The 17,872-nt window shown below is 62.5% G+C and carries 16 protein-coding genes and 1 riboswitch; of the genes, 7 read left to right on the top strand and 9 right to left on the bottom strand.

All coding sequences use genetic code 11. The features are described 5' to 3' along the window. Nucleotides 1–12: 12 nt before the first annotated feature. Nucleotides 13–1,389, top strand: coding sequence for an alanine/glycine:cation symporter family protein (locus Mhypo_RS04925; RefSeq protein ID WP_119340194.1), 1,377 nt, complete (start codon nt 13–15; stop codon nt 1,387–1,389). Nucleotides 1,390–1,531: 142 nt separating this feature from the next. After that, complete coding sequence (locus Mhypo_RS04920; RefSeq protein WP_119340193.1) at nt 1,532–2,122, top strand: UbiX family flavin prenyltransferase; 591 nt, start codon at nt 1,532–1,534, stop codon at nt 2,120–2,122. Here the strand turns inward: Mhypo_RS04920 and Mhypo_RS04915 are convergent. After that, complete coding sequence (locus Mhypo_RS04915) at nt 2,119–2,895, bottom strand: undecaprenyl-diphosphate phosphatase (protein WP_119340221.1); 777 nt, start codon at nt 2,893–2,895, stop codon at nt 2,119–2,121. The genes Mhypo_RS04920 and Mhypo_RS04915 overlap by 4 nt on opposite strands. 138 nt (nt 2,896–3,033) lie before the next feature. On the opposite strand from Mhypo_RS04915, the gene ispD reads away from it, so the two are divergent. The 5 genes from ispD to Mhypo_RS04890 all read left to right on the top strand — a co-directional run bounded on the left by ispD (nt 3,034) and on the right by Mhypo_RS04890 (nt 8,814). After that, nucleotides 3,034–3,672 (top strand): 2-C-methyl-D-erythritol 4-phosphate cytidylyltransferase, encoded by a 639-nt coding sequence (ispD, locus tag Mhypo_RS04910; protein WP_119340192.1) that lies wholly within the window; start codon nt 3,034–3,036, stop codon nt 3,670–3,672. After that, nucleotides 3,660–4,487 carry a 4-(cytidine 5'-diphospho)-2-C-methyl-D-erythritol kinase gene (gene ispE, locus Mhypo_RS04905; protein WP_119340191.1) on the top strand — a complete coding sequence of 276 codons (828 nt, stop codon included), beginning with the start codon at nt 3,660–3,662 and terminating at the stop codon, nt 4,485–4,487. The genes ispD and ispE overlap by 13 nt, the downstream gene beginning before the upstream one ends. Nucleotides 4,488–4,522: 35 nt before the next feature. Then, nucleotides 4,523–4,622, top strand: a riboswitch (TPP riboswitch). Nucleotides 4,623–4,670: 48 nt separating this feature from the next. Next, a complete protein-coding gene (locus tag Mhypo_RS04900; RefSeq protein WP_119340190.1) occupies nt 4,671–5,726 on the top strand; it encodes a thiamine ABC transporter substrate-binding protein in 1,056 nt (351 codons plus the stop codon). 116 nt (nt 5,727–5,842) lie between these two features. After that, nucleotides 5,843–7,393, top strand: coding sequence for an ABC transporter permease (locus Mhypo_RS04895; protein ID WP_119340189.1), 1,551 nt, complete (start codon nt 5,843–5,845; stop codon nt 7,391–7,393). A 137-nt stretch (nt 7,394–7,530) separates the two neighbouring features. Beyond that, entirely contained in the window at nt 7,531–8,814 is a 1,284-nt protein-coding gene (locus Mhypo_RS04890) for an NAD(P)/FAD-dependent oxidoreductase (RefSeq protein ID WP_119340188.1), read from the top strand. Between the two features lie 284 nt (nt 8,815–9,098). On the opposite strand, the gene Mhypo_RS04885 is transcribed toward Mhypo_RS04890, so the two are convergent. The 8 genes from Mhypo_RS04885 to pilM all read right to left on the bottom strand — a co-directional run bounded on the left by Mhypo_RS04885 (nt 9,099) and on the right by pilM (nt 17,645). After that, nucleotides 9,099–10,166, bottom strand: coding sequence for a 3-dehydroquinate synthase (locus tag Mhypo_RS04885; protein WP_119340187.1), 1,068 nt, complete (start codon nt 10,164–10,166; stop codon nt 9,099–9,101). Then, nucleotides 10,147–10,692 (bottom strand): shikimate kinase, encoded by a 546-nt coding sequence (locus Mhypo_RS04880; RefSeq protein ID WP_119340186.1) that lies wholly within the window; start codon nt 10,690–10,692, stop codon nt 10,147–10,149. The genes Mhypo_RS04885 and Mhypo_RS04880 overlap by 20 nt, the downstream gene beginning before the upstream one ends. A 185-nt stretch (nt 10,693–10,877) precedes the next feature. Further along, nucleotides 10,878–12,029: a chorismate synthase gene (gene aroC / locus Mhypo_RS04875; protein WP_119340185.1), complete on the bottom strand. Its 1,152-nt coding sequence runs from the start codon at nt 12,027–12,029 to the stop codon at nt 10,878–10,880. A 569-nt stretch (nt 12,030–12,598) separates the two neighbouring features. Next, nucleotides 12,599–14,131 (bottom strand): secretin N-terminal domain-containing protein, encoded by a 1,533-nt coding sequence (locus Mhypo_RS04870; RefSeq protein WP_119340184.1) that lies wholly within the window; start codon nt 14,129–14,131, stop codon nt 12,599–12,601. 9 nt (nt 14,132–14,140) lie between these two features. Next, nucleotides 14,141–15,220 (bottom strand): hypothetical protein, encoded by a 1,080-nt coding sequence (locus tag Mhypo_RS04865; protein ID WP_119340183.1) that lies wholly within the window; start codon nt 15,218–15,220, stop codon nt 14,141–14,143. Further along, entirely contained in the window at nt 15,217–15,870 is a 654-nt protein-coding gene (locus tag Mhypo_RS04860) for a type IV pilus inner membrane component PilO (protein WP_240637117.1), read from the bottom strand. Before Mhypo_RS04860 ends, Mhypo_RS04865 begins: the two co-directional genes overlap by 4 nt. Continuing rightward, complete coding sequence (locus Mhypo_RS04855) at nt 15,851–16,516, bottom strand: flagellar protein FliT (RefSeq protein ID WP_119340181.1); 666 nt, start codon at nt 16,514–16,516, stop codon at nt 15,851–15,853. The genes Mhypo_RS04860 and Mhypo_RS04855 overlap by 20 nt, the downstream gene beginning before the upstream one ends. Continuing rightward, on the bottom strand, nt 16,509–17,645 hold the full coding sequence (gene pilM / locus Mhypo_RS04850) for a type IV pilus assembly protein PilM (protein ID WP_119340180.1): 1,137 nt from the start codon (nt 17,643–17,645) through the stop codon (nt 16,509–16,511). The genes Mhypo_RS04855 and pilM overlap by 8 nt, the downstream gene beginning before the upstream one ends. Between the last annotated feature and the right edge of the window lie 227 nt (nt 17,646–17,872).

Below are 17,872 nucleotides of genomic sequence, written 5' to 3'. Positions count from 1 at the left end.
CAAGGGCAAGCTATGGATATTCTTGCGTTCAACGATTTTGTCAACCGGGCCGTTTACGGCGAATGGATGATGCTCATCTTTATCCTGGTGGGCCTTTATCTCTCTTTTCGCACCGGCTTTCCCCAGTTCAGCCGGTTGGGTATCGCCCTGCGTGAGACGTTTGGGGCCATCCGCGAGCGCTTCCAGAGCTTCGGGGGCCAGATCACGCCCTTTCAGGCCGCTATGGTCGCTATGTCGGCCACCATCGGAACCGGCCACCTCATCGGCATGGTGGGTGCCGTGCTGATGGGCGGGCCTGGGGCGGTGCTGTGGATGTGGGTGGCCTATCTGGTGGGCATGGCCACCAAGTTCGCCGAGGCGGTGCTGGCAGTCCATTTCCGCCGCCAATTTACCGATGGTTCGGTCATGGGGGGGCCCATGCTCTACATTCGCTATGGCCTGGGCAGGCGGTTTGCCTGGTTGGCTGGGCTATTTGCCTTATTTACAGCCATAGCTGCTTTTGGTATTGGCAATCTTTCGCAAGCAGGTGCGGTGGGTGCTGCCTTCGCACAAGAGTTTAATGTACCCCCGGCCATCACCGGCTTGCTGGTAGCACTGCTGGTAGGGGTGCTGCTGGCCGGGGGCATTCGCTTGATTGCCCGCTTTGCCCAGGTGATGGTACCGCTCAAGCTGCTCCTGTTCCTGGCGGGGATTCTGCCCCTGCTTTTGATCCACCTTGGGGATATTCCTGGTGCGCTGGCCCTGATTGTCTCCTCGGCTTTTAGCTTTCAGGCTGCTGCTGGGGGCGCTGCCGGCGCTGCCGTGTCGCTGGGCTTGGCCGAAATTCTCAAAGCAGGCGTGGGGCGGGGCATTTTTGCCAACGAAGCGGGGCTGGGCTCGGCAGCCATCGCCCACGCCCAGGCCCAGGTCGACCATCCGGTGCGGCAGGGCTTCTGGGGCCTAACCGAAATGCTCGTGAGCCTGGGGGTAACCACCCTGATGGCCCTGACCTTTATTGCCAGTGGCCTCTGGCAGCGCTTTTTGGGGGGCGACCGGGTAGAAGCTGCCCGCTTCTTGTTTGCCGAGCATCCCCTGGGGGTGGCAGTGCTGGGGCTGATGCTGGCTATTTTTGCCCTGGGAACCATGGTTTCCTGGGGCTTTTATGGCGAGGAAGGGGCGGCCTATCTGTTTGGCGAGGGCATCCGCTGGCCTTACCGCCTGACCTTTGTGGCCTTTGCCTTTGTGGGGCCGCTGGGGGGGCTGGCAGCCCTGACCAGTGTGGCCGATACCCTGAACGGTCTGATGGCCATTCCCAACCTGATTGCTCTCTTGGCTTTGGGGGGACTGGTGGGTCGGCTGGTGCGGGAGTTCTTTAGCGGGATGCCCTGGCAGCCACCCGAAGAAGATTGAGAAGGGCCGGAAGCCCGCGGCTGATGGCCCAATGCTAAAGCTCAAACAAAGTGGATGGCGAGAGTAAAAGTCTCGGATTGGCCTGCATGCACCTGCGGCCCGTGCTGCATTTGCAAGCCTTGCCAGCCAGTACACTTGGCCCATGAGCGTACCCAAGCGTCTGGTGGTGGGGCTTTCGGGGGCTTCCGGGATGCCCTATGCCCTCGACCTGTTGCAAACCCTGCGCCGTATTCAGGGCCTCGAGACCCACCTGGTGATGACCCAGGGGGCCAAGCGGGTGCTGGTGGAGGAAGCCGAGCAAAGCGTGGAGGCGGTGGAAGCCCTGGCCCACGTGGTACACCGCAGCAGCGACCTGGGCGCGGCGGTGGCCTCGGGCAGTTTTCGCACTGTGGGCATGGTGATTGTGCCCTGTAGCGCGACCACCCTTTCTAAGGTGGCCTATGGCCTGGCCGACAACCTGCTGACCCGTGCGGCCTACGTTACCCTGAAGGAACGCCGCCCCCTGGTGCTGGTGCCGCGCGAGGCGCCCCTGCCTTTGCCCAGCCTCGAGGCCATGGTCAAGGCCGCCCAGGCCGGAGCCACCATTCTGCCGGCTGCACCGGGCTTTTACCACAAGCCCCGGCAAATAGACGACTTGCTGGCCTTCATCACCCAGCGCATCCTGGACTTGTTTGGGCTGGATTACCCCCGGGCGCCGCGCTGGAAGGAGATGGCCGAGCTCGAGCTCGACTAGCGCAAAAAGAACACCGCGTACACGACGCCAATCACAATGCGATACACGGCAAAGGGCACAAAGCTATTGCGGCTCACAAAGCCCAGCAACCAGCGTACCGTAAGCAGGGCCGCCACAAAAGCAGTGATGAAACCCACGGCCAGTAGACCCCAACTGTCCGCCCTGAATTCGTTCAGGTTGCGCAACAGGGAAAATCCAGTGGCCGAGAGCATGGTGGGCACGGCCAGAATGAAGGAAAACTCGGCGGCTGCCTTGCGCGAGAGCCCCAGGGTCATGCCCCCCACAATGGTGGCCCCACTGCGCGAGACCCCTGGCATCATGGCTATGGCCTGAAACAGGCCAATCAACACCGCCTGAGGCACGGGCATCTGGTTCACATCGTCGTAGCGCTTGTGGTGCTGCAGCCAGCGATCCACAAAGAGTAAAAGAACACCCACCCCAATCAGGTTCACCACCACAATCAGGTCGTTGCCCAGGAATACATTTTCAATCACATCGGCCAGCAAAAACCCCAGGATGCCGGTAGGAATGAAGGCTACGATTATGCGCTTCCACACCTCCATATCCCGCAAGAAGCGCTTGAAGTACAGCGCCAGCACGGCCAGGATGGCCCCAAGCTGAATCACAATCACAAAGCTTTTGATAAAAGGGTTGTTCTCGATGTCCAGGCCCATGAGGTGAGCCGCCAGGGTCAGGTGGCCGGTGGAAGAGATGGGTAAAAACTCGGTCAGGCCCTCCAACATCCCCAGAATGAATGCCTCAAAAAACGTCACGCCCCAGAGAATACCACGCAAGATGAAGGCCAGATGGAGATTTGGGCATTCAAGACCGAGCTGCCAACATTGACGGGAGCACCAAGCCTTTGCTGCCGGGTCGCCTGTCTCCCTGCTTTTTACGGTACGATTCCAGGCGTGAAGGTTTCGGTACTGTTGCCTGCTGCTGGCTCGGGCGAGCGAATCGGGCGGGGGCCTAAAGCGTTTTTGAAGGTGGACGAAAAAACCCTTTTGGAGTGGGTACTGGAGGGTTTTGCCTGGGCCGATGAGATCATTGTTGCTCTGCCGAAGGGGTTTGAGGACACGGGCCTATCTGTTCTGACCGTGCCGGGAGGAGCAACCCGCCAGCAAAGCGTGTGCAATCTGGTGCAGGTGGCTACGGGCGAAATTGTGTTGGTGCACGACGTGGCCCGGCCCTTTGTGGTGCGAGCCGCCGTCGAGCGCTTGCTGAGCGAGGTGCGGACATCGGGTGCAGCTACCCTGGCGGTTCCGGTGCCCGATACCCTGGTGCAGGAGCAGTCGGGTCGGTATGGAGCAGTCATTCCCCGCGAGCACCATCGGCTGGTACAGACCCCCCAGGGTTTTCGGCGCGAGGTGTTGCTGCAAGCCCATTTGAAAGCCCGGGTGGAGGGCCTCGAGTTCACCGACGATGCCCAGCTGGTGCGCTGGCAAGGCCACCCCGTAGCGCTGGTGGAGGGCGACCGTAGGATGTTCAAAATCACCTACCCTGAGGATTTGCTGCTGGCGGAAGGACTGGCGCGGGTATGGAACTCCTAGCCCCGGCCAAGGTCAACCTGGGCCTCTCGGTGTTGGGCCGGCGGGCCGATGGCTACCACGAGCTTCACACCGTGTTTGCGGCTTTGCAGGTGGCCGACCGGCTTTTTTTGGAGGCCATTCCCGAGGGGGTGGAGCTGGAAGTGCGGGGCTCTAACCTGCCGGCCAACCCCGATAACCTGGTCTACAAGGCCGTGGTGGCCTATCTCAACGCCGTGGGCTGGCCGGGCGGGGTGAAGGTGGTGCTGGAGAAGCACCTCCCCCTGGCCGCCGGGCTGGGTGGGGGCTCTTCGGATGCGGCGGCGGCATTGCGGGCGCTCTCGAAACTTTATCCAGCCCCTGTCAACCTGCCTGCCCTGGCCCTGAAGTTGGGGGCCGATGTGCCGTTTTTTCTCGAGGCCAGGTTGGCTGAAGCGCGCGGGGTGGGCGAGCAACTGAGGCCGCTGGAACCGCTCGAGGCCTCGGTGGTGGTGCTCAATCCGGGTATTGCGGTCTCGGCAGCCGAAGCCTACCGGGAGCTTCGCCCCGAGGAATGGCAGCCCGAGCTGGACGTGCCGGGCATCCTGGGTGCGATTCGCGCTGGAGAGGAGCCCCCGTACTGGAACACCCTCGAGCAGCCGGTTTTCCGGCTGGTGCCCTATTTGCAGGAACTGAAGCTCGAGCTGCGCCGAGCCGGGCTACGTGGGGTCTTGATGTCGGGGTCGGGCTCGAGCCTCTTTGGTCTGGCCCGCGATGCCGAGGAAGCCCGGTTTGTGGCCCAAAAACTGCGAACCAGGTACCCCCGCTTCTGGGTGGTGGCTACGCAAACCGTAAGCTGAGGCTTTGCAGTAGAAGAATTTGATAATATCATCAAAGTTGTCACCGGGGGTGCTTGCGCAACTGTGCAGGCTGAGAAATACCCTTGGAACCTGAATCGGCTAACACCGACGTAGGAAGCGTGACAGGGGCTAACCACCCGCCGCTCAGGTTCGTTCCCCTCCCGGTGATAGGAGGGGATTTTTATGTGGATAAAGCTGTGGATAAGTGTTTTGGTGCTGGGATTGCAGATTACGGCAGCCCAGGCCACTACCCTGACCGTCCTGACCCACGATAGCTGGGCCCTGGACAAAAACCTGATAGCCCAGTTCGAGCGCCAGTCGGGGATCCGCCTGCGCTTTCTGAAGGGGGGCGATGCCGGGGAGATGCTCAACAAGGCCATTCTGAGCAAAGGGGCGCCCATCGCGGACGTAATTTACGGCTTCGACAACACCCTGCTCTCCCGCGCCCTGCGGGCCGACATCCTCCAACCCTACCGCTCCCCCGAACTACCGGCCCTGCGCCCCGAACTCCTGCTCGACCAGACCTTCCGGGCCACCCCGGTGGACTTCGGCTACGTGGCCCTCAACTACGACCGCGATTACTTCAAGGACAAGCCCCTGCCCGAGCGCTTTGCCGACCTGGCCTCGCCCGAGTTTGCCCGCCTGCTGGTGGTGCAGAACCCCGCCAGCAGCTCCCCAGGGCTGGCCTTTTTGCTGGCCACGGTAGCCGCTTTTGGCGAAGACCGCTACCTGGGCTTCTGGGAAGACCTGCGCAAGAACGGCGTTCGTGTGGTGAGCGGCTGGAGCGATGCCTACTACACCCACTTTACCCGCGCCGGGGGCGATCGACCCCTGGTGGTCTCCTACAGCACCAGCCCGGCGGCCGAGCTTTACTACAGCGAGGCTAAACCCAAACCTGCCGAGCCCCCTACCGCCAACCTGTTTTTGCCCAAGAGCTCGTTTTTCCAGGTGGAGTATGTGGGCATCCTGAAGGGTACGCGCAACCTGGGGGCGGCCCAGCGCTTTGTGGACTGGCTGATTTCCAGGCCAGCCCAGGAGAACATCCCCACCCAGATGTGGGTCTACCCGGCCCGGCGCGAGGCCCGCTTGCCCGAGGTGTTCCGCTTCGCCGAGGTGCCTTCTGAGCCGGCCCGCCTTTCGCCCCAGCAGATCGCCCAGAACCGTGAGCGCTGGATTCGAGAGTGGACGCAGGTAGTTGTACAAGGCCAAAGCGCCGATGCGGTCAGGGCGCGGCGGTAAATTGGGCTCAGGCTCTTCACGCTAGGGGCCCCGTTGGTGGGATAACGTTAGCCCTGGGGCCAATCGAAGTGTCCCCCTGGCTATGAGCTATCGGCCATCGGCATTTCCTTTCAAGTATGCAGACCCCCAAGGGAACCTCGAGGCCCCACGCCAACCTGCACGGGTGGCTGGCCCTGCCGGTGCTGCTATTCCTGGCCCTGGCCCTTGTTTATCCACTGGGGCGCATTATGACGCTTGGCTTGGGGGAGGGGTTGCAGGTGGCTTTGGCCAACCCCTACTACGCTTCGCGGCTGGTGTGGAGCCTGGCCTACGGGCTGGGCTCGTCGCTCTTGTGCATTGGGCTGGCCCTGCCACTGGCCTATGCGTTTCGCTATCGCTTTCCTGGGCGGGAGTTTCTGCTGGGCTTTTCCACCGTGCCGTTTGTGCTGCCTACCCTGGTTGTGGCGATGGGCTTCCTGAGCCTGGTGGGGCCTAAGGGGGTGCTGGGTCTCAACCTGTATGGCACCGCCTGGGTGCTGCTGTGGGCCAGTGTGCTCTATAACCTGGGCCTGGTGCTGCGGCCCCTGGTGGCTTTGCTGCCGGCTCTGCAAACCCCCCTGGCCGCTGCCCGCACCCTGGGTGCTACGCCACTGCGGGCCTACTGGCGGGTAGGTATTCCACTGCTGGGGCCTGCCCTTTTTTCGGGGGGCAGCCTGGTGTTCCTGTACAGCTTTACCAGTTTTGGGGTGCCGCTCTTGCTGGGTGGGCCCCGCTGGGCGACGCTCGAGGTCGAAACCTATTACGCCCTGGCCCAGCGGCTGGCCTTTCCCGAGGCCACCGCCCTGGTGCTGATGCAACTGGCCGTTACCCTTGTGGTTTTGACGGGCTATCTGCGCCTGCAAGAACGGCTGGCCCTGGGCATTGGCGGCTATGGCACCCCCTTGCCGCTGGCACCCCGCAAAGCGGCGGGTCTTGCGCTCCTGGTTTGGGGGTTCTTTCTGGTGCTTTATAGCCCCCTCTGGAGCTTGCTGCTGCGGGCCCTCGAGCGACCCCAGGCCTGGGTGAGCGTGTGGCACAACCCCGACTTCACCCCTGGCATGCTGGCCCTGCTCAACACCCTGGGTTTTGCTGGCCTGGCCCTTCTGCTGGTGCTGCCCCTGGGTGTCCTGTATGCCTACGCGGTCTGGCGCGGACACCGCTTGCTGGATGGGCTGGGCCTGCTACCCCTGATGGTCTCGCCGGTAGCCATCGGACTGGGCTACCTGCTGGCCTATCCGGGGTTGCGCGGTTCGCTCCTGGTTCTGATTGCAGCCTATGCGCTGCTCAGCTACCCCTTGTTGGGGCGGGCCTTGCTGCCCGCTTTGCGGGCCATGCCCAAAGGGGTTGTGGAGGCAGCTCGGGTGCTGGGCGCGGGTCCCTGGCGTCGCTTTGTACGGGTGGAGTGGCCCCTGGTGCAAAAATCAGCGTTTTCCGGGGCGGCGCTGGCCCTGGCCGCGATTATGGGCGAGTTTGGCGCCACCCTGACCCTGCAACGCCCCGAATGGGCCACCCTTTCTCTGGCCATCTACGAGCGCCTGGGTAGGCCAGGCGCGTTGCCTTTTTATGAAGCCGTGGTCTTGGCGGTGGTGCTGATGGGTTTGTGCATGCTCTTATTGACCCTGATCGAGCGGGGTTTTCAGCAGCGCTAAACGGGCAGCTTGGGCGCAAGTGCAGGGCCACAAAATGTAAGGAAGCTTTCCTGGTGTCTTGTGAAAAGAAGTACAATCAGTCTAAAGGGACAAAAGTCCCTGGCTAAGCCCAGGGCGGTGTCCCGAGGAGGATCCAGATGAGTGGTAAACACGTGGTGGTGCTGGGAGCTGGTTTTGCTGGTTTGCACGCGGTGCGTGTGCTTTCCCGCGAACCAGGGGTGCAGGTCACGCTGGTAGACCGCAACAACTACCACCTGTTTCAGCCGCTGTTGTACCAGGTGGCCACGGCGGGCCTCGAGGCCCCCCAGATTGCCTTTCCGGTACGGGCCTTTCTGCGCAAACACAAAAACGCCCGCTTCCTGCTGGGCACAGCCGAGGGGGTAGACCCCAAAGCGCGGGTCTTGTGGGTGGAAGGTCGTCCGGTGCCCTACGACTATCTAATTGTCGGCACCGGCACCCGCACCAACGACTTTGGCTTACCGGGCGTCGCCAGGTACGGCTATGGCCTCAAAGACCTCGATGATGCCATGAAAATCCGCGACCGGATTCTCTCGGCCTGCGAAGAGGCGGTGCGTACCTCCGACCCTGAGAGGCGCAAGGCCCTGCTGACCTTTGTGGTGGTAGGCGGTGGGCCGACCGGGGTGGAGTTGGCCGGGGCGCTGGGTGAGGTGCGCCGCCATGTGATTGCCCGCGACTACCCCGACCTCGACCTCTCCGAAATCCGGGTCATCCTTATTGAAAACAGCACCCGTCTGTTGGATGCTTTTGCGCCTTCATCGGCACAGTATGCGCAGCGTTTCCTGGAAAAGCTGGGGGTGGAGCTGCGGTTTGGCGAGCGGGTGACAGAGGTGACCCCGGATGCCGTCCGGCTGCAAAGCGGATCCACCATCCCAAGCTTTACCGTGGTCTGGAGCGCAGGGGTAACCGGCCAGGCCTTGCCGGGGCTGCCCATTACCCGGGGCAACCGGGTGGCAACCACCCCCGAACTGTACGTGCCCGAGCACCCCTCCGTCTATGTGGCGGGCGACATGAACTTTTTGGAGCACAAAGACGGTCGGCCTCATCCCCAGGTAGCCCCCACTGCCATGCAGCAAGGGGCGCTGGCAGCCCAAAACATCCTGCGGGAGCTACGCGGGCAAGAGAAACAGGTCTTCCGATACAAAGACAAGGGCAGCATGGCGACCCTGGGGCGCAGCCATGCCATCGCCGAGATCGGCCACCTGAAAATGCGCGGCTTTCCGGCCTGGGGGGCCTGGCTGGCGGTACACCTTTATTACCTAATTGGTTTTCGCAACCGCATGATGGTGCTGTCCAACTGGGCCTACAGCTACTTCACCTACGACTTTGCAGTGCGCATTATGCACAACCGCCATAGCTTCCCGGTGTTGAACGAACCCGCCCAGGAGCCAGTGAAGTCGTAGGTTTCGCAAAACTCGTACCAGATTCGGATTCGCTACCGAACGGTAACGAATCAACAGGGCCGAAGTTATCCGCGTAGCGGAGGGCGATACCGCCCCTTGGAAGTTATCCGCGTAGCGGAGGGCGATACCGCCCCTTGGAAAGGAGACGCTCTCTTCGCCGACCGACAGTGAAGGGCCATCGGCCCCCGGCTAGCGCCGGTACTCAAGGGAGGGGTGTGCTCTAGGATTCAAAAAGACAGCCTCTGGTGTTTTTGGTTTTGTAAACTGTTTTTTTGAATCCGGTATCAGACCTGCTCGGTCTGGCTTTTTGGGGTGGGGCTGCTTTGCAGGGTAGACACCAGACTGAGGAACTCTTCGTAGCAGCCCAGCAGTACCTCCTGCAGTACCGGGTGAATCTCGAGCCAGCCCATGTCCTTGGGTACCACCCAGTTAAGGGCCTTGCCCACCTTTTTCTTGTCGCGGCTGAGGAAGGAGGTCAGGTCGTCCCAGCTAAAGCGGGGGGGCAGGGGCGGGGAGAGCCACCGCAAAAGCTTGAGTACGGTGGGCACCAGGTCGTTGCCGCCGTGGGCACGGCCCAGCAGGGCCGCAAAGAGCAGGCCGTAGGCCACCGCGACGCCGTGGGGCATGGTGCCAAAGGTGGCGCCCTCGAGGGCATGGGCCAAGGTGTGCCCCAGGTTTAGCTTGCGGCGCTCGTTTTGCTCGGTGGGGTCGGCCTCCACAATCTGCAACTTGACCGAGATGGCGCGGGCCAGATAGTTCTCCAAGCCCTCCCACTCCAGTGAAAGGGGCTCCACATTCACCAGCAGCTCGTCCCCGGCGATGAGGCCGTGCTTGAAGGCTTCGACCAGCCCCTGCTTGAAGGTGGGGAGAGGAAGGGTTTGAAGGGTCTCGAGATCGGCATAGACCCCCTCGGGGGCATGGAAGGCCCCCACCAGGTTTTTACCCTCCGGCAGGTTGATGCCGGTTTTGTTGCCCAGCGAGGCATCTACCATGGCCAGGGTGGTGGTGGGCAGGCTGATGTAGTTCACACCCCGCAGGTAAGTGGCCGCAATAAACCCTCCCAGGTCGGTGAGGGAACCACCGCCCACAATGTAGAGGGTGGTGTCGCGGGGGAGGGCCTGCTCTGCCAGCCAGGACAGGGCTTTTCCGTAGGTGGCCAGGCTCTTCACGCCCTCGCCGCCCGACAGGCCCAGGCCCGCTGGAATATCCAGCCGGGCGGCCAGCTTCTTGGCGTAGTCCTGTACGGCCAGGTCGAAGATCATTGCCCGGGGGCCTTCGGCCTGGGGTACCTCGAGGTCGAACCCGATATGGATCGGGTAGGGGATGGGGTGTCTAATCTTTAGCTTCCGCATAATCCCACAGTCGGTCAATAATCTCGTCTACTACGTCGGGAATCCGTCGTCCATCGGTAGAGACATGTATGGTGGCCTGGCGGTAGATAGCCTCTCGTTCGGCCAGGAGCCTCTGGATGCGCTCGAGGGGATCGGGGTTATCGAGCATCGGGCGCTGTCCGGGGCGGCGGCTGACCCGCTCGAGGATGGTCTCCGGGCTGGCCCACAGTGCCACCACCGGCCCCCGCCGCAACAGCCGCTGGCGGTTTTCTGGGTTCACAAAGGTGCCCCCTCCCAGTGAGAGTACCAGAAAATCTTTTTGGGCAAGTTCATTTACGGCCTCGGCCTCGAGCTGGCGAAAGGTGGGCTCGCCGAGGTGGCGGAAAATGTCGGCAACCGAGAGGCCCATCTCGCGTTCGATGTACCGATCCAGGTCGATAAAGTGCAGCATTAGTTCGCGGGCCAGTTCCCGCCCGATGCGGCTCTTGCCCACACCCATAAAACCCGTGAGGGCCACCCAGGTCACGGGGCGCTCAATTTCAATCATAAAAGGGGGCTGAGGGCCAGGGGTTGGGGGTTGGTGAGAGAAGATGTGCAATGCAGATGGGCGCAGACGAAGGGTTCAGTCCAAAGCCAGCGCCCCCCTTGTGTTGCTGTTTTTTGCTGTTGTTCACGAATATTTCCTTTTATACTTCCCCGATTTCTCGGGAATTGCGAGCACTCGAGCAGAACCTAGTACAACAGTACCCGCTTTTTGTATCGTTCGACCCGCTCGACCAGCTCGTCCAGGGTGTCGCCGCCAAACTTTTCCAGGTAGGCCTGGGCCAGCACGATACCCACCAGCGCTTCTAGAATTACGCTGGCTGCGGGTACGGCTGTCACGTCGGAGCGCTCGCGGGCCGCATCGGCGGGCTGGTGGCTAACCACGTCCACCGTGGGCAGCGGCTTCATCAGCGTGGCAATAGGTTTGAGGGCGGCCCGCACGACCAGTTCCTCTCCGGTGGTCATGCCGGCTTCGGTGCCGCCGGCGCGGTTGCTCTGGCGGTAGTAGCCTCGGCCCTCCTCCCAGTAGATGGGGTCGTGGACTTGCGAACCCGGTTTCATGGCGTTACCAAAGCCGGTGCCGATTTCCACCCCCTTAATGGCGGGGATGCTCATGACCATCTGGGCGATGCGCCCGTCGAGTTTGCGTTCCCAGTGCATCTGGGAACCCAGCCCCATTACCAGCCCCTTAAAGCGGGCCTCGATAATACCCCCCAGGGTGTCGCCGCCGGCCTTGGCCTCGTCCACCCGCCTGATTACCTCGGCTTCGGCCTGGGGGTCGGTCATTCGTACCGGGCTGGCTTCGACGCGTTCCTTCAGGTTCCAGTCGAACGGTACTTCACTCCAGACCCCGGCCATGCCATCTACAAAAGAGGCACTCTCTACCCCAAAAAACGATAGCAGCTTATGGGCAATAGCTCCCACCGCAACGCGCATGGCGGTTTCGCGGGCCGAGGCCCGCTCGAGCACATCGCGCAAGTCCTTGTGCCCATACTTAACCCCGCCCGCCAGGTCGGCGTGTCCGGGCCTGGCAGCGGTGAGGGCCTTCTTGCGCGGCTCATTGCCGGGGGCCGGATCCATAATCTCGAGCCAGTTGCGGTAGTCGGTGTTTTTGATTACCAGCGTCACCGGGGCGCCGGTAGTGCGCCCAGCCCGTACCCCACTGGCGAACTCCACCGTATCAGCCTCTATGACCATCCGTCGCCCACGCCCGTACCCCCCCTGGCGTTTCTTGAGCCAGGGGTTGATATCTTCTACCGTCAGGGGTAGCTGGCTGGGCAGGCCCTCCACGATGCCGGTAAGCTGCGGCCCGTGGGATTCTCCAGCAGTCAGAAAACGCATGAACAGAATCTAGCACAACCAGCCGTGATGTCCAAAATAAGAGCGTCCAGGGTCTATGGTCAATGTTCGGTGGCGCGCTTTATAGAGATACAGGTTCTGAAGAGAACTGTGGCCTCGGATGGGCGGCCATGTCTGTGAAGGGCGTTTTTTGGGGGCTGATACCAGATTCGATTGATTCGTTACCATTCGGTAACGAATCAACAGGGCCGAAGTTATCCGCGTAGCGGAGGGCGATACCGCCCCTTGGAAGTTATCCGCGTAGCGGAGGGCGATACCGCCCCTTGGAAGTTATCCGCGTAGCGGAGGGCGATACCGCCCCTTGGAAAGGAGACCCTCTCTTCGCCGACCGACAGTGAAGGGCCATCGGCCCCCGGCTAGCGCCGGTACTCAAGGGAGGGGTGTGCTCTAGGATTCAAAAAGACAGCCTCTGGTGTTTTTGGTTTTGTAAACTGTCTTTTTGAATCCGGTACGGGATAGCTCGAGGATCCAGCTCAGGGCAGTACCGGCGCGGGGCTCGAGTCAAACAAAAAAGCCGGGACAAAACCCGGCTTGTACGGCGGAGCGATGCTTTAGCGTTGGGCAGCGTCCTTGACGATGTTGCCGGTAATAATCACGATCAGCTCGTCGTCCTTAATGGAGGAGGTGCGCTGTTTGAAAAGCTCGCCCAACAGGGGAATGTCGCCCAATAGAGGAACCTTGCTCTCGGAGGTGTCGGTAACCTTTTGTATCAGGCCACCCAACACCACCGTCTGGCCGTCGCGGATGCGGAGCTTGGAGAGGGTGGATTGTTGAGGGATACGGATGCTGCCTGCGGGGCCATCGGCAGGGTCGCCGCCGGTCTGGGTGTAGACCTCGAGCAGGATATTGCCATCGGCCGAGATTTGCGGACGCACCCGCACCAGCAGCCCATAGTCGAATTCGCGTACCGAAACCTGGTCACCAATGGTAATGGGAATCAGAAGACGGCCGCCTACCTTAATCTCCGCGCCCCGCGCCCCAGTGGCCCGCAGGTCGGAGGTATCAGCCCCGTAGTTGTCTTCTACCAGCACGTTGGCATCGCTCAAGCGGCGGGAAAGCTGCTGCTTCTCCAGGGCATCCAGCACCGCCCGGATGTTGAGCGAGGCCAGGCTGCGGGTGGCATCAAAAATCAGGTTGAGGCCCGTGGAGAGGAAGCTGGCAATCAGGTTGCCCCCCGAGACGGTCTCCCATTTGATGCCGAGGTTGCGGATGACCTCGCCCGAGACGGCCTGCACCCGAATTTGCAACTGGACTTGCTGAACAGGGCGATCCAGGGTGGGAATCAGGCGCTCGGCCAGGGCAATCTGCTCGGCTGAGCCGGTCACGATAATCGTGTTGGTGCGGGGTTCGGCCACCACCGTGACCTGGGGCGCGGCAGGGGCCGCGGCCTGGGCCTGCCCTTGCGCGGGCGCAGCCTGGCCTTGGGCCTGGGCGGCAATGGCCTTGCCCAGTACATCCGCTAGCTCACTGGCGCGGGCATGGGAAAGGGCAAAGGATTTTTGTACCACAGGCACGGTGGCCACGGTGGCCCTGGGTACATCTATGCGCTGCAGGAAGTTGAGGGCATCGGTCACCTGGCGGGCGGGGCCGCTGATTGAGAGGACGTTTTGGCCGGGCACGGCGCGTACCGTAACGCCCGGGACCTCTTGTTGCACGAAGTTGGCAAGCGCAGCCGGGTCGCCCGAGCGCACCTGATAGAACTCGCGCGCAACCGGCTCGCTGGGTTGTGGGGTAGGCTGGGTGGTTTGACCACGGGCCCGATCTACTACTTCCTTCGGCCCTACCACGATGACGTTGTTCTCCAGGAGGGCGTAGGTGATGCGTCCGTCCCCGTAGGTGTTGATTAGCAGTTCCCAGACCTGACGGAAGGGCTTTTTGTCAATGTCTGCCGTGACGTTGACATTAGGCACATCGCGCAGGATGGGGGAGAGCCCCACACTGCGGGCCAGGGCGTCGAGCAAGGTGGGCAAGGGGAGGTTGGTGCCAATGTTGCTTACGGGCTGGTCGAAGCGCGCATCCCGGGGCAAAGTACCCTGGGCCAGCGCCAGACTCAACACCACCAAAAGGGCAAGAAAACGCTTCATATTCACCGCCTAGGGGTTATCCATCGTCAGGTTCAGGGTTTCCGAACCTTGTACCAAGAGGGCTTCTTTGGCGCTCAGGCTTCTGAGCAGCACATCGCTTCCGGGAAGGGTGCGGCCCACGGGCAGCACCGTAAAGCCATCTTTGCTCTGGAAAATGGCCACGCTGGTTGGGCCCAGTACCACGCCCGAGAGCTTCAGGTTTTGCTCGCGCACGAAGCGGGCCAGGTTGCTCTCCTGTACAGCTTCCTGGCCTCTGGCCAGGCTGCTGCGGGGCTCGAGCACCTGGGTCAGCCGGGCGTCAATCTCGGCCCGCGCGAAGTCCAGGTTCCCACTGCCAGCGGCAGTGGCCGCCCCAGGTTCGACATCCAGGGCCGCTGCTTCCTTGGGGGTTTCGCTCACGCTGGTGGTCAGTTCACGGTCCAGGGGCGCCAGTCGGATGGGCAGCGAACCCGAACCCAGGCTGACCAAGCCAGGCAAGCTAGCACGGGAAGTCCCCTGAGCCAGGCGAGCCTGACCGGAGGGGGGGGAGGGCGTGGTTGCGGTGGGAGGGGTCGTGACCCCAGGTGTGGGCCGGGTGCCCGGCAGGCTGGGGCGCGGCAACGGGGTGGCGGGCTGGCGCACCTGCACCCGGGCCGTCTGGCTCGGGATGGGTTGCGAAACCACCGGAGGGGTAGGGGTTGGACGGCTGACGATAGCTGGGGCCGGCCCGGTGGGCTGGGCCACGGCAGGCGGCGTGGTTTCGATGACCAGGGGTACAAAGGGGTTGGGCGGCACCGTTACCCGAGGTCGGGCCAGGGCGGCGCTGGCAGGGGTTTCGTCCCGATCAGCTGGCTCTGTGGGTCGGGTGGCTTCCGTGACCAGGAAGGGCAAGGGAAGCACCTCGAGGGGCCGGGCGGTGGTTGGAGGTGTAGGGGGGGTGGTGGCCGTGCCTGGCTCCACCGGCGCAGGTGTGGGGGTCGGGCCGGTGGGCTGCTGCGCAGTCTGGCTGGGCCGGAAAAAGCCCAGATACCAGGTCGCCACGGCCCCCACCAACAGGGCTGCCACCAGAGCCACCTTGGCCGATTGGGGCATGCGCTGGAGGAAGTTCATGGCTGACCTCCCGGCTGGCCAGGCTGACCCGGCTGTGTGGGTTGTCCACCCTGGGCCGGCTGGGCCTGCCCGGTGTAGGTGTAGACCGTCATGGTCAGGCTGGTGTTGATGGTGGGGTTGGTGGCCTGGGCCACCGTAGCGGCAGGCCCGCTCCCCCCGAGGGTCAGGTTGAGCCCCGAGACCGTAGCGAAGCGCTGAAAGCCCTCGAGGTTGCGCAAGAACACATATAACTCGGGGAAGGGAGACTCGACCTGTATGGCCAGGTTGGTAGCCCGCACGTTGGCTACGCCCTGGTTGTCGCCTGCCCCCCGGCTTAGGGTGCGCAGGATCACCCCGCTCTCGCGGGCGGTCTGGGCCAAGGAACTCAGCACCCGGCCTAGCTGCTCGGTGGGCGGCAACTCGCGCAGGAACTGCTGGCGTTCAGCGTCCAAGCGGGCGATGGTTTCGCGCAACTGAGGCAGTGCCCGTTGGGCTGCGCGACCCCGATCCCGTTCGGTGGTCAGGCGATCAACTTCGGCCTGAATCTCCGGGATGCGGCCCTGCAGGGGCTGGGTTACCAGGAAGTACCACATCAGGCCCAGCAACACGGCCGCCACAATGGCGACAATGGCCCACTCACGCTGGCCCATTCTAGCGAGAAGGGCTACCACTGCCTTCACCTCCTGTCGTGTTACTCGCGGTTGCCGGGGCTTGGCCGACCAGACCCACGGTAGCTCCAAAGGTGTATAGCTGCCTTTGCTGGTCGAGACTGGCGTTCTGGAAGTTGATGCCAAAGCGCGGCGAGGTCTCGAAAGCCTCTACGAAACGAATCAGCGCATTCTGGCCGATGGCCTCGCCCTGGAGGTTGAACTCCACATTAACCGGTTTGCCATCATAGACCCCGTTTTGTACGTTGCTCTGGGTCTCTTGTGGGGTGAGGGCTTTGGTGCCAATGCTGCGCAGGGCCACTCCAAAGCGGCGGCCCTCCCGTGGAATTTGGTTGATGACCTGGGCCAGGTTGTCCGACCAGGGCACGAAGCGTTCGCGCAACTGGTTGCGCACCGATAGCAACTGCTCGAGCTCGCGCTGTTGCTGGTTCAGGCGGTTTTGCTCGGCGATAAAAGGCCGCAGCACATCTACCTCTACCTGAAGCTGGTCGCGCTGGTTCTCCAGGGCCTGTACCCGCGAGAGGGTGGAGAAGTGGAGAAAGGCGACCGTCCCCAGCACGGCCAGCACCACCGCAGCAGCGGCAAGCCGCCACCAGCCGGGCTCGACCCGGCGGCGCAGGTTTTTAGGGAGGAGGTTGAGTTTAATCAAGCGGGTTCACCCCCCGTAGGGCCAGCCCCACCGGAACCGTGAACTCCGGCGACAGACTGCGCAGGTATTCCAGGTCGAAGCGGCTCTTATCAATCTGGATGCCCTGCCAGGGGTCGGCGATTTCCAGTGGAATGCCCAGTGTATCGGCCAGCAGGGGTACCAGGCTGCGCAGCTTGCTGCCCCCCCCGGCCACAAAGCCCTGATCTACCCCCAGGTCACCTACTTGCACCCGGAAGAACTCGAGGCTTCGGCGCAACTCGGTAGTGAGTTCGACCAGCACCGGCCGAATGGCGTCGTACATGCGGGCCGGGTTGAAGCGCTCGCGCTCGGCGTCGAAGTCCAGGAGCAGGTCTTCATCCTCGGTGGGGATGGTGGCCAGACCGTAGTTTTTCTTGGCATCCTCAGCGGCGACTGCATCGAGGTTGAAAGCCTTGGAGATGGCGGCGGTGAAGTCCTTGCCCGACAGGTTGATGACGCGGTTGAGGAGCAGCCGCTCACCCCGGGTAAGCACCAGAGCCGAGGACTCGGCGCCAATCTCAAGAAACAGGGTGATGGGCTCTCGGTCGGTAGCGACCAGCCGCCCGCTCAAGGTGCGCAGCCCGGCGAAGGGCTTTACGTCAATGATCAGGGGTTCCAGACCGGCCGCCTTGAGGGCCTCGACCAGGCTGGCTACGGTTTCTTGCCGGGCCGCCCCCACCACCACGTCCATCTGCTCGCCTTCTGGGATGCTCTCGAGGGGGTCCAGAGGCGCGTAATCTAGGACGACCTCGTCAATCGGGAAGGGGATGTAACGCTCGGCCTCCCAGCGCACCGCCTCTTCCATCTGCTTGAGGGGCATCTTGGGTACCTGCAAGGTACGGGTAATGACTGCCAGGTTGCTGGCAGCCGTGACCACGTAGCGCTTGCGGGTACGCATTTCGGTCAGCATCTCTTTGATGGCATCGGCCAGCGCACCCGGCTCGGTGATCGAACCCTCCTGAATAACCCCCAGCGGGGTGGGCCTGATGCTCAAGTTCTTCAGGCTGGGGGGAGTTCCGGACAGCTCGACCATCTTGATGTTGGCCGATCCAATCTCGAGGCCAAGTGCCTCGACCCTGGGTCTCAGCAACCCGCCAAAAAAATCACGCACGCTGCCCCCTTTCCCACATAAATCTCAAACTATGTGTCAGTATAGCACGGTAAATCTGCGTAGCAGCGCCCATATTGACCACTTTAGCCCAGTTCTCAACCTTGCGGCGGTGCATTTGAACATCGTTTCTTAACCAAAACCGGCCCGACGGTGCGCTGTGTGCCCAAAACCCGCCAGCAAAGGTTTTTTTGCTCGGCCGGGCGCCAGTAATTCAAGTGGGATGGGAC

It is taken from the genome of Meiothermus hypogaeus (genome assembly GCF_003574035.1).
In the GTDB taxonomy this organism is placed as follows: Bacteria; Deinococcota; Deinococci; order Deinococcales; family Thermaceae; genus Meiothermus; species Meiothermus hypogaeus.
This window is presented reverse-complemented; position numbering and strand designations above follow the sequence as displayed.